We start from the raw sequence: 11755 nt of genomic DNA, 5'->3' as shown, positions 1-11755 counted from the left end.
GGGGCGGTGAAGAGATCCTGCAGGTAGCAATAGGGACCGAGCGTCCAGGCCGAGGCGTGGAAGACGTAATGAGCGAGGCCGACGAGCCGGCCCTCATCCTCCGCCACCAGAGCATGGAGCGGCACGGCCGGGTCGTGCAGCCGCGCCCAGGTGGTGTCGCGGACGACTGCGGGAATCGTGGCCCCGTAGAAGTCGAGGTAGCCCGACCACAAGATCTCCCAGGGCTCGCGCTCGGCGGTCCCGACCGCGCGGATCAGGATGCCGGCCGCCATCACCCCTCCCCGCCGTCAGCCTTGGGAACGCTCGGGACGGCGGTGCTCGCCGAGGATGCGGCGCACGGTCCCGGTGGCGGAGCGGTAGACCACCGTCTCGGTCTCGATCATGCCGGGCTTGAAGCGCACGCCCCTGAGGAGGGCCCCGTCGGTGACGCCGGTGGCGGCTACGATGACGTCGCCCCGGGCCATGTCAGTGAGCTCGTATTTGCGGTTCGGGTCGCGAATGCCCATGGCGGCGGCACGCTCGCGCTTGTCGTGGCTGTCGAGGATCAGCCGGCCCTGCATCTGGCCGCCGATGCAGCGCAGGGCGCCCGCCGCGATGACGCCCTCGGGAGCGGCACCGGTGCCGAGATAGATGTCGACGCCGGTCTCGTCGGGGCTCGTCGTGAAGATGATGCCGGCGATGTCGCCGTCCGAGATCAGGCGGATGCCCGCACCCGTCTCGCGTACGGCGGCGACCAGGGCGGCGTGGCGCGGCCGGTCGAGGATGATCGCCGTGATCTGCGAGGGGTCGACGCCCTTGGCTTTCGCCAGTGCCGCGATGTTGTCGGCGGGGGAGGCGTCTAGGTCGACGAGCCCGGCCGGGTAGCCGGGGCCGATGGCGATCTTCTGCATGTAGACGTCGGGGGCGGCGAGCAGCGACCCGGCTTGCGCCATCGCCATCACCGCGATGGCGCCCGGCATGTCCTTGGCGCAGAGCGTCGTACCCTCCAGGGGGTCGACCGCGATGTCGACGCTCGGACCATCGCGCGTGCCCAGCCGCTCGCCGATGAACAGCATCGGCGCCTCGTCGCGCTCGCCCTCGCCGATGACGACGGTGCCGTCGATGGGCAGCGCGTTGAGCTCGCGCCGCATCGCGTCCACGGCGGCCTGGTCGGCTTCCTTCTCCTTGCCCTGGCCGCGCAGCCGGGCGGCCGCGATCGCCGCGCGCTCCGTCACCCGGGCAAGCTCGAGGGTCAGGGTCCGCGCGACGGGGATACCGGCGGCCGCACCGTTCGCATCGCTCATCGAAGTCTCGGTCCTTTGGCCTTCGCCGGACTGCATCCGCGATCCGTATGCGGCCCTATACCTGCGTTATCTTGCCGAATGCTATCCCAAAGGGTGAGAATCCAACGCTATTCCCGCTCGATTCGGATCAGCTGCGGCGCCTCGGCGAGGAGACCGTCCGCCGCGATGGCGTCCAGAGCCGCCCGGATGTTGCCCTCGGTGGCGGCGTAGGTGATCAGCACGAGCGGCACCGGCTGGCCCGAGCGGCCGTGCGGATCGGTAAGCGCCGCGCTCTCCGTGCGCCGCTGCAGGATGCTCTCGATCGAGATGTCGCGCTCGGCCATACGGGTGGCCACGCCTGCCGCCACGCCGGGGCGGTCGTGGACGGTCAGCCGGATGTAGTAGCCGCCTTCGTGCCGCTGCATCGCCACACGGGCCGATGCGGGAAGCGACGCGGCCGGACGGCCGAAGGTGGGCCGGCGGGTGCCGGCCGCGATGTCGGCGATGTCGGCGACCACCGCCGAGGCCGTGGCCTCGCCGCCGGCACCGGGGCCGATCAGGGTGAGCTCGCCGACCGCGTCGGCGTCGATGGTGACGGCGTTCGTGACGCCCATGACCTGGGCGATCGCGGAGGATTTCGGCACCATGGTGGGGTGGACGCGCTGCTCGATGCCCCCGTCGGCGATCTGCGCCACACCCAGCAGTTTGATGCGGTAGCCGAGTTCCTCGGCCATGCGCAGGTCGAGCGGCTGGATCGCCGAGATGCCCTCGACCGACACCGCCTCGGCGTCGATCTCGACCCCGAAGGCGAGGCTCGTGAGAATCGCGAGCTTGTGGGCGGTATCGAAGCCCTCGACGTCGAAGGTCGGGTCGGCCTCGGCATAGCCCAAGGCCTGCGCATCCTTGAGGCAGGCGTCGAAGGTCAGGCCCTCGCGCTCCATCCGGGTCAGGATGTAGTTGCAGGTGCCGTTCATGATCCCGTAGAGGCGGCTCACGCGGTTGCCGGCCAAGCCTTCGCGCAGGGCCTTGATCACCGGGATACCGCCTGCCACCGACGCCTCGTAGGCGAGCGCGACGCCCGCGGCTTCCGCAGCCTTCGACAGGGCTGCGCCGTGGCGGGCGAGCAGGGCCTTGTTGGCGGTGACGACGTGGTGGCCAGCCGCGATCGCGGCCTCGACGGTGGCGCGGGCCGGGCCCTCGGCCCCGCCGATGAGTTCCACCACGCAATCGACCACTTCGGAACGCGCCAGGGTAACAGGGTCGTCGAACCAGGTCACGCCCGAGAGATCGAGGCCGCGGTCGCGGGATCGGTCGCGGGAGGACACCGCCGTGACTGTGATCGTCCGGCCGGTGGACGCACTCAGCGCCTCGGCCTGTCGGGCGATCATGCGGACCACCGAGGAGCCGACCGTGCCGAGGCCGGCGACGCCGAGGCGAAGGCTCTGTGACATGCCGTGAATCCTGGGCTCGAATGCGTTTGGCCAGTGCGCGCCGTCCGCCGCCGGCCTGACGCGAGGGCCGGGTGCGACGGGTGGAGGTGACCCTTTCGGCGCTCGGGTCTTCTGCAACGAATTACCCCGCTCCGCAACAAAACCGCCCCGCTCGCTCAGGTTACCCCGCGGCGGCGAAACCGCATGGCCGTCACCACGAGCCCGTAGAGCACGGCGGCGTTGAGGAGGTGCCAGAGGAAATGCGTTCCGAAGGGCAGGCTCCGGCACAGGGTGATGTCCAGCGTGCGCAGGGTCAGCGACACGGCGAACAGGCCGGCGAGGCCGAGAAGCGCGACGGCGGAGCGCTTCGCCGCCGGCTCACCCGGACGGACGAGGAAGAGTGCGGCGGCGACCCCGACCAGGGCCAGCACGGCCGGCAAATAGGACAATGAACCGTTCGTCGCGGCCCCCATGGCACGGCCGGTCGCGGTATCGAGGGCCGGCTCCAGCCCGACATTAAAACCGGCAAACAGCGCCGTCGCGACCACGGCCGCCACGATCCCGACACCGAGGAAGCGCCGCATGGCCAGGAAGAAATAGCCGTAGATGAACACCGCGATGGGGATGACGTCGGCGAGCAGCGACCACCGCACGGCGAAGGTATGGAACAGGAACGAGCCGATCCCCACGATGGCGATCAGCCCAGCCAGCGCCAGGGCGACGGGATCAGCCGGTGCGCCCTTCCGCTCGCGCCAGGCGACGGCGAGGGCAGCGACCAGGAAGGCGCCGTTCGATGCCGCGTTGAGCGGTTCGGCCCAGAACGAGCCGTCGGCGCGCTCGCAATAGGCGCGGATGGGGGCGAACCACGTTTCGATCACGTCGTCAGTCTCGCTCGTGCCGTGGCGCTTGGCATGGCCTTCCTCCGCCTTGCCACCGGCGCGCGAAGGCCCGATGACGGGCCGCCCGTCCTCTCAGCCCCCATGAGCCCATGCGGATCGCCACCTGGAACGTCAATTCGATCAAGCAGCGGGTCGGCCATCTCCTGTCGCTCCTGGCCGAGGCCAAGCCGGACGTGGTCTGCCTGCAGGAGCTGAAATGCCAGGATGCCGGGTTCCCCCGCGAGGAGATCGAGGCGGCGGGGTACAGTGTCGAGACGCTGGGGCAGAAGGCCTATAACGGCGTCGCCCTGCTGGTGCGCGCACCGCTCGCGATGAGCGAGATCTGCCGTGGACTGCCCGGCGACGAGGCCGACGAGCAGGCCCGCTACATCGAGGCGCTGGTGTCCGGAGAAGACGTGACGCCGGTGCGCGTGGCCTCGATCTACCTGCCCAACGGCAACCCGGCGCCGGGACCGAAATACGAGTACAAGCTCGCCTTCATGGCCCGGCTGAGGGACCATGCCCGCGCGCTGCTATTGGGCGAGGAAGCGGTCGTGCTCGCCGGCGATTACAACGTCATCCCCGAGCCCGAGGACGCCTCCGATGCGGCCGCCTGGGTGAACGATGCGCTGTTCCTGCCCCAGAGCCGGGCGGCCTTCCGGGCGCTCCTCGCCGAGGGCTACACCGAGGCGCTGAGGGCCTGTGACCCGAAGCCCGGCCTCTACACGTTCTGGGACTACCAGGCCGGCGCCTGGGCGCGGAACGCCGGGATCCGCATCGACCATCTGCTCCTGTCTCCGCAAGCCGCCGACCGCCTCGTCTCCGCATCCGTCCAGAAATATCTGCGCGGCCTCGAGAAGCCCTCGGACCACGTGCCCGTGACCGTGGACCTCGCCGATCGCTAGCGGGCGGCCCATATGGGGGCGGCCCGCATGAAAGCGGTGCCGGCCCCCGCCGGTCCAGGCGCCGAATCGCGCTCCCAACCTTCAGGAATGCCCTCCGCATGATCCTCTACGGCACCAGCCTCTCTCCCTATGTCCGCAAGGTCCTCGTGGCCCTGGCCGAGAAGGGCGTCGACGCGGAGCACCGTCCCTGCTTCTTCCACGACCCGAACGAGGCGTTCCAGGCCGCGAGCCCGCTGGGCAAGATCCCGGCGATCGAGGATCAGGGCTTCAAGCTGGCGGATTCCTCCGCGATCCTGTTCTACATTGAGGCCAACCATCCGAGCCCGGCCCTGCTCCCCACCGAGGCCAAGGCGAGGGGACGGGCGATCTGGTTCGACAAGTTCGGCGATACCGAGCTGTTTCCGTCCCTGATCAAGCCGTTCTTCCACCGCGTGGTCATGCCCAAGCTGCAGGGCAAACCGGGCGACGAAGCCGTCGTGAAAACGGCGCTGACCGAAGAACTGCCGAAGCTCTACGACTACCTCGAAGCCCAGGTGGATGGCCCCTATCTCGTCGGCGGGGCCTTCTCGATCGCCGACATCTCCGTCACGACCGGCTTCCACAACCTGAAGCTCGCCGGTGAGCAGGTCGATGCCGGCCGCTGGCCGAAGCTCGCCGCCTATGTGGCAGCGACGCTGGAGCGTCCGTCCTTCATGAAGGCCGTGGCTGCACCCACGAACTGAAACCGTGAAGGTCGCGCAGGTGCAGGGTTATCTAGCGCCTGCGCTTGCCCGATCCCGTCACCTGGGCCTGCATCTGCGCCTCGCCGCGGTCCGTCTCGCTCGCTTGCGCCCAGGCCTTCTCGTGGAGGGCGACGATCCAGTCGTCTTTTCGCCCCTGCGCGGCGTCGCGGGCGAGCGACAGCCACATCAGCCCGCGCGATCGCTGCACCGGCACGCCCTGGCCGTTGATGAGCAACTGGCCGAGCAGGGCCTGGGCCGGGGCATGCCCCTTCTCGGCGGCGAGGTTGAACCAGCGCGCGGCCTGGCGCGGGTCCGGCTCGACGCCGGTGCCGTCGAGGTAGAGCCGGGCGAGGTTGTACTGCGCGTTGGGGTCGCCGAAATACGAGGCCGCGTAGTTGAACATGTCGTAGGCCCGCTCCGGGTTCGGGCGCACGTAGGTGCCCTTGATCCCGTCGAGGAAGTAGGCGCCGAGCGCCGTGAAGGCGCTCGCCACCACGGCCGAATTCGTGGCGTCGGGGCCGTCGTCGGCGTTGTCGTCGGCGATCCGCGAGAAGAACTCGAAGGCCTTGAGGTCGTCGTGGGGCACGCCGTCGCCCTCGGCGTACATGCGGCCGAGCTTCCATAGGGCCAACGCGTGGCCCTGGCCGGCGGCGTATTCGAGTGCGCGCGCGGCGCCTTCCTTGTCGCCGGCATTGTAGTCGCGCACGCCCGAGCGCAGGGCCTCGCGGGCCGAGCGGTAGTTTCCGGTCGGCACAGGCGTGCGTGCCGCCGCGTCGAGGGCATGCCCCGGCGGGATGGCCGGCAGGAGGGTGCCGGCGGCGATCAGCGCCGCCGCCAGGGCAATCCGCACCCCGCGCCGGATCGCGGGCCGACCGGGATCGGCCCCGGCCGGCCGCGATGGCCGGCGAAGGTCGGTCCTAGACATCCGCATAGGTCAGGATCTCCTCGGCGCCGCCGGGGTGGCTCACGGCGCCGTTCACCGCCGGCCCGACGGTCTGCATGTATTTCCAGAGGTAGCCCGAGGTCGCCGAATTGGTCCGCGGCGTCCATTCCGTCCGGCGCTGAGCTAGTTCCTCGTCGGAGAGGGCGACGTCGAGGGTTCCGTTGATGGCGTCGAGCGTGATCACGTCGCCGTCGCGCAGGAGGCCGATCGGGCCGCCGATCGCGGCCTCGGGCCCGACATGGCCGACGCAGAAGCCGCGGGTGGCGCCGGAGAAGCGTCCGTCGGTGATCAGCGCGACCTTGTCGCCCATGCCCTGGCCGTAGAGGGCCGCCGTGGTCGAGAGCATCTCGCGCATCCCGGGGCCGCCCTTCGGCCCCTCGTAGCGGATGACCAGAACCTCGCCTTCCTTGTAGGTGCGTGCCTGCACGGCCTCGAAACAAGCCTCCTCGCCGTCGAACACGCGGGCCGGGCCGGTAAACACCTGCTTCTCAGGCCCCATGCCGGCGACCTTCACGATGGCGCCCTCGGGCGCGAGGTTGCCGCGCAGGCCGACGACGCCGCCGGTGACGGTGATGGGAGCGTCGGCCGGGCGGACCACGTCCTGGTCCGGGTTCCAGGCCACGTGCTCCATGTTCTCGGCCATGGTGCGGCCGGTCACGGTCAGGCAGTCGCCATGCATGAAGCCGTGGTCGAGGAGCGTCTTCATGAGGAGCGGGATGCCGCCGACCTCGAACATGTCCTTGGCGACGTAGCGCCCGCCCGGCTTCAGGTCGGCGATGTAGGGCGTGCGCTTGAAGATCTCGGCGACGTCGAACAGGTCGAACTTGATCCCGCATTCATGAGCGATCGCCGGCAGGTGGAGCGCCGCGTTGGTCGATCCGCCCGACGCCGCGACGGCGGCGGCGGCGTTCTCCAGGCTCTTTCGGGTGACGATGTCGCGCGGGCGGATATTCTTGGCGATGAGCTCCATCACCTTCTCGCCCGCCGTCATGCAGAATCTGTCGCGGATCTCGTAAGGGGCCGGGGCGCCGGCCGAGTAGGGCAGCGCGAGGCCGATCGCCTCGGAGACGGTGGCCATGGTGTTCGCCGTGAACTGCGCGCCGCAGGCCCCGGCCGAGGGACAGGCCACCTGCTCGAGCTCGTCGAGGTCCTCGAGGCTCATGTCGCCGACGGCGACCTTGCCGACCGCTTCGAACAGGTCCTGAACGGTGACGGGCCGGCCGCGGAAGGTGCCGGGCAGGATCGAGCCGCCATAGATGAAGATGGAGGGCACGTTGAGGCGCACCATCGCCATCATCATGCCGGGCAGGGACTTGTCGCAGCCGGCGAGGCCGACGAGCGCATCGTAGGCGTGGCCGCGCATGGTCAGCTCGACGGAATCGGCGATGACCTCGCGGGACGGCAGCGAGGCGCGCATGCCGGCATGGCCCATGGCGATGCCGTCGGTGACGGTGATGGTGCAGAACTCGCGCGGGGTGCCGTTGGCGGCCGCAACGCCCTTCTTCACCGCCTGCGCTTGGCGCATCAGCGAGATGTTGCAGGGGGCGGCCTCGTTCCAGCAGGATGCCACGCCGACGAGCGGCTGGTGAATCTGCTCCTTGGTCAGGCCCATGGCATAGAGGTACGAGCGGTGCGGCGCCCGATCGGGGCCTTCCGTGACGTGGCGGCTCGGCAGTTTCGACTTGTCTGTTGAACGCACGTCCATCGTCTGTCCCGCGGCCCCGGTCTGCGACGCTGGATCCAGGACCATCCCCTCGCCAAGCAGGAGCGATCACCGCTCGAAGAGCGATGGCCGATCCCGTCGGAACGGGTAGGAAGTGGTACGGAACCCTGCGGTAACGCGTTGGGGAAACTGCCGTTTACCGCGATGCCTGAGGTGGTCCCGGTTTATGGCGGGATCGCGGCGGATCAGGGCGGCTCCCGCGGCAAAGTCGGGATGCTTTCGCGGTGTGGCGACCCCGCAACAGCCGCGCTTCCAGCCGGGCTTTCGTGCCTCGCCGGAAGCGGCGGATCGCGCGCCGTCAGGCCGTGCGTGCGACGATCGGGAACGTCACGGTGACGGCGGTGCCCGACGTCGTGGCGGCGGGGCCGACGCTCAGCTTTCCGTCGAGCTGACGCGCCATGCCCTCCAGCAGACGGCTTCCGAGGCCGCTGCCCCGTTCAGGCTCGCTGCGCTGCCCCATCCCGATTCCGTCGTCGTTGACCTGTAGCAGGAAGCTGCTCCCGCTCCGCCGGAAGACGACCTCGACGGTCCCGGCCCGATCGTTGGGAAACGCATATTTCAGGGCGTTCGTTAGCGCCTCGTTGATGATCAACCCGACCGCGACGGCGCATTCGTGCGAGAGCGTCTGGCGCTCGGACGCCACTCGGATCGAGATCGCCCGCAGGCCGATCATCGCGTCCTTCAAGTCGTCGCAGAGGCCGGCGATGAAGTCCTGAGTGTCGACGACCGTCTCGGTTCCGGCTCCGAGGCGCAGCCGGTCGTGGACGCGGGACATCACATGGACGCGGTTCGCCGTGTTGGCGAGAGCCGCCTTGGCCTCCGGATCGGCGATCGCTATCTCCCCTGAGCGCAGGAGATAAGAGACGATGCAGATGTCGTTTCTGAACCGATGGACCGCCTCCTGAAGGAAGAGATCCTTCTGTTGCTCGGCGAGCCGTGCCCGATCGATGGCGCTGCGCAACTGTTTGATCAGGACGCTCTGAAGAAGGCCGATGATCAGAAACATGGGTACGGCCACCTGATCGCGCTCGGGCGCGATCCAGAGGTGCCCGGAGGCGTGGAGGGAGGCGACCACCGCGAGCCCGCTGAGCCCCGTTGCGACGTAGCCGCTGCCGCGCCCGAACAGGACGGCCGACAGCAGGATGGCCGGGAAGTAGAAGAAGAACGGGTAGGCCCTCATCTCCGGCCAGACCCCCCATCCGCACGCGGCGGCAGCGGCGACGATGGCGGCCGAGCCCGCATACCGCGCCGAGAGCGGCCAGTTCCGGAAGACCGTGGGCACGTCCAGGAAACGGTGCAGGGCCTGACGCTTCCGCGCAGTCGCGGCCGGCGGAAGGATCGACGGATGGGCTGACACCTACAGGTCGCCCGGACCGCGCGCCGAACGATCCCGCTTCGCGTCACCCGGACGGGTGACGTCCTGCCGCCTCATCGAATCGCGCATCCCAGGCCGTTCCGCTCCCCTCATCCAGTATGGGCTTCAAATGGCACAGCGATGCAAGCCGGCTTGATCCGACGCGACCGAGAGTCGCCCACGTCCGGTCTCTGACCGATGCTGAACCGGCACGGCAGGTCCGCGCGCGAAGACAGGACGGAGCCGGACCGGCACCGCCCGATCCGTTCGCGTCAGGATGGACCGGCACCGCCTGCCTGTTCGAGCGTTGGCGCCGCCTCCGGACCTGCGAGAACCGCCCCGCTCCCATCCTTCAGCCCGACGCCGGTGATCCCGCGAACGAAAGCCTCCCTGAGCAGCCAATCGAGCGTGAGCGCCGCCCGCTCGTGCGAGAGACCTGCCGGGCGTACGTTGGAGATGCAGTTGCGCTCGGCGTCCGAGCGACCGATGCGGGGGGCGAAGGTGAGGTAGAGGCCGAGGCTGTCCGGCGAGGACAGGCCAGGGCGCTCGCCGATGAGCACCACCACCGCCCGTGCCTTCAGCGCTGCGCCGACGCCGTCGCCGAGTGCCACCCGCCCTTGGGTCGCCACGGCGACGGGGGCGAGGGTCCAGCCGGCTTTCTCGATATGGGGCTTGAACGCCGCGAGGAAACCGGCCGAACCTTCGTGGACGGCGCGGGCCGAGAGCCCGTCCGCGACGACGATGGCGAGGTCCACTGGCTCCCCCATGAGCGCGACCAGCGCATCCTGGCTCTCGTCGCTCAGGGCGCGCCCGAGATCGGGCCGGCGCAGGTAGGTGGCTCGGTCGGGCGCGGCGGATGATACGATGACGGTGGGAAACCCCAGCGCTTCGATGCCGGCCGCGACCTCGGCGGAATTCATCGGCGTGTGGACGGCGTCGCGGGCCTGGGCGTGGGCGAGGCCGAAGCGCAGGACCTCGATGGTCGGCAGTCCGGCCCCGGCTCGGCCCAGCCCGATCCGGGCGGGGGTGAGCCGCTGCAGGCGGGCCCAGGGGTCTTCCCCGGTCATGCCGCCAGACCCGGTGCGGCGGCGATGAGACGGGCGCTCGGTCCCTCCGGCAGGAGCACGCCCTCGGCGTCGGTGAGGCCGATCCGTTCGAGCCAGGCCTCGAATTCCGGCGCGCGCTTCAGACCGAGCACCTCACGGACGTAGAGCGTGTCGTGGAACGAGGTGGATTGGTAATTCAGCATCACGTCGTCGGCACCGGGAATGCCCATCACGAAGGTGCAGCCGGCGGCTCCAAGCAACGTCAGGAGCGTGTCCATATCGTTCTGGTCGGCCTCGGCGTGGTTGGTGTAGCAGACGTCGCATCCCAGAGGCAGGCCCATCAGCTTGCCGCAGAAATGGTCCTCGAGGCCGGCCCGGATGATCTCCTTGCCGTCATAGAGATATTCCGGCCCGATGAAGCCGACGACGGTGTTGACCAGGAGCGGCCGGAACGGGCGTGCCACCGCGTAGGCGCGCGCCTCCAGGGTCTGCTGGTCGATGCCGTGATGGGCGCCCGCCGAGAGCGCCGAGCCCTGCCCGGTCTCGAAATACATGCAGTTGTCGCCGACCGTCCCGCGCTTGAGGGAGAGCGCGGCCTCGTGCGCCTCCTTGAGGATCGGCAGGGTGACGCCGAAGCTGGCATTGGCGCCTTGCGTTCCCGCGATCGACTGGAAGACGAGGTCCACCGGTAGCCCGAGATTGATCGCGTCGAGGGTCGTGGTGACGTGGGTGAGGATGCACCCCTGCGTCGGGATGTCGAGGCGCTGGATCAGGTCGTCGAAGAGGTGGAGCAGGCCGCTCAAGGTCGATACGGAGTCCGAAGCCGGGTTGAGGCCGATCACGGCGTCGCCGCAGCCGTAGGACAGCCCGTCGACGATCGCCGCGGTGATGCCGGCCGCGTCGTCGGTCGGATGGTTGGGCTGCAGCCGCACCGAGAGCCGCCCCGGCAAACCGACCGTGTTGCGGAACTTCGTCACCACGCGGCATTTGCGGGCCACCAGGATGAGATCCTGGTTGCGCATGATCTTGGAGACGGCGGCGGCGATCTCCGGCGTGATGGCGGGCGCGATCCGGGTCAGGGTCTCGGGCGAGGCCTTGATCAGGAACTCGCGGAAATCGCCGACGGTGAGGTGCGAGATCTCCGCGAAGCCTGCCGCATCGTGGGTGTCGAGGATGAGGCGGGTGACGTCGTCGTCCTCGTACGGGATCAGGGGCTTGGCCAGGATCTCGGCGAGAGGGACCTCGGACAGGGCCCAGCGCGCCGCCATCCCCTCTTCCGCCGATTCTGCGGCGATCCCAGCGAGGCGATCGCCCGAGCGCAGGGGGGTCGCCTTGGCCATCAGGGCAGCGAGGTCGGCAAAGACATGCGTCCTGGGGCCGACGACGTGGCGGTAGGGCATCGTTTGCGACCTCTCGCGTTGTGCTACGCCGCCCCCGCATGCGGCGCCGGCACCTCCGTCGAGATCGCATCCACGGTGCGGATCACCGCGTC

General features: G+C 69.5%; 10 protein-coding genes and 1 pseudogene. 2 read left to right on the top strand and 9 right to left on the bottom strand.

The window, feature by feature from the left end:
- The 4 genes and pseudogenes from ACFE7U_RS02500 to ACFE7U_RS02485 all read right to left on the bottom strand — a co-directional run.
- A pseudogene (locus ACFE7U_RS02500) lies at nt 1–272 on the bottom strand (GNAT family N-acetyltransferase); the annotation flags it as partial.
- 15 nt (nt 273–287) lie between these two features.
- A complete protein-coding gene (gene glpX, locus ACFE7U_RS02495; RefSeq protein WP_375408149.1) occupies nt 288–1283 on the bottom strand; it encodes a class II fructose-bisphosphatase in 996 nt (331 codons plus the stop codon).
- 107 nt (nt 1284–1390) lie between these two features.
- Complete coding sequence (locus ACFE7U_RS02490) at nt 1391–2713, bottom strand: homoserine dehydrogenase (RefSeq protein WP_375408148.1); 1323 nt, start codon at nt 2711–2713, stop codon at nt 1391–1393.
- 155 nt (nt 2714–2868) lie between these two features.
- Complete coding sequence (locus ACFE7U_RS02485) at nt 2869–3570, bottom strand: hypothetical protein (protein ID WP_375408147.1); 702 nt, start codon at nt 3568–3570, stop codon at nt 2869–2871.
- Nucleotides 3571–3680: 110 nt separating this feature from the next.
- Between ACFE7U_RS02485 and xth the strand changes: the two genes are divergently transcribed.
- Together xth and ACFE7U_RS02475 are read left to right on the top strand one after the other, a co-directional pair.
- Complete coding sequence (gene xth / locus ACFE7U_RS02480; RefSeq protein WP_375408146.1) at nt 3681–4475, top strand: exodeoxyribonuclease III; 795 nt, start codon at nt 3681–3683, stop codon at nt 4473–4475.
- Between the two features lie 98 nt (nt 4476–4573).
- Nucleotides 4574–5197, top strand: coding sequence for a glutathione S-transferase family protein (locus ACFE7U_RS02475; RefSeq protein ID WP_375408145.1), 624 nt, complete (start codon nt 4574–4576; stop codon nt 5195–5197).
- 31 nt (nt 5198–5228) lie between these two features.
- Here the strand turns inward: ACFE7U_RS02475 and ACFE7U_RS02470 are convergent, their stop codons facing one another.
- The 5 genes from ACFE7U_RS02470 to ACFE7U_RS02450 form a co-directional block, all read right to left on the bottom strand.
- Nucleotides 5229–6041 (bottom strand): tetratricopeptide repeat protein, encoded by an 813-nt coding sequence (locus tag ACFE7U_RS02470; RefSeq protein WP_375408195.1) that lies wholly within the window; start codon nt 6039–6041, stop codon nt 5229–5231.
- Nucleotides 6042–6114: 73 nt separating this feature from the next.
- A complete protein-coding gene (ilvD, locus tag ACFE7U_RS02465) occupies nt 6115–7845 on the bottom strand; it encodes a dihydroxy-acid dehydratase (RefSeq protein WP_375408144.1) in 1731 nt (576 codons plus the stop codon).
- Between the two features lie 316 nt (nt 7846–8161).
- The gene (locus tag ACFE7U_RS02460; protein ID WP_375408143.1) at nt 8162–9220 is read right to left on the bottom strand and encodes a sensor histidine kinase; all 1059 of its coding nucleotides are present in this window, start codon (nt 9218–9220) and stop codon (nt 8162–8164) included.
- A gap of 269 nt (nt 9221–9489) precedes the next feature.
- Entirely contained in the window at nt 9490–10284 is a 795-nt protein-coding gene (eutC, locus tag ACFE7U_RS02455; protein ID WP_375408142.1) for an ethanolamine ammonia-lyase subunit EutC, read from the bottom strand.
- Nucleotides 10281–11663 (bottom strand): ethanolamine ammonia-lyase subunit EutB, encoded by a 1383-nt coding sequence (locus ACFE7U_RS02450; protein ID WP_375408141.1) that lies wholly within the window; start codon nt 11661–11663, stop codon nt 10281–10283. Before ACFE7U_RS02450 ends, eutC begins: the two co-directional genes overlap by 4 nt.
- Between the last annotated feature and the right edge of the window lie 92 nt (nt 11664–11755).

The sequence above is a fragment of the uncultured Methylobacterium sp. genome, from assembly GCF_964251405.1.
In the GTDB taxonomy this organism is placed as follows: Bacteria; Pseudomonadota; Alphaproteobacteria; order Rhizobiales; family Beijerinckiaceae; genus Methylobacterium.
The sequence above is the reverse complement of the archived record's forward strand: the minus strand, read 5'-3'. Positions and strand labels throughout refer to the sequence as shown.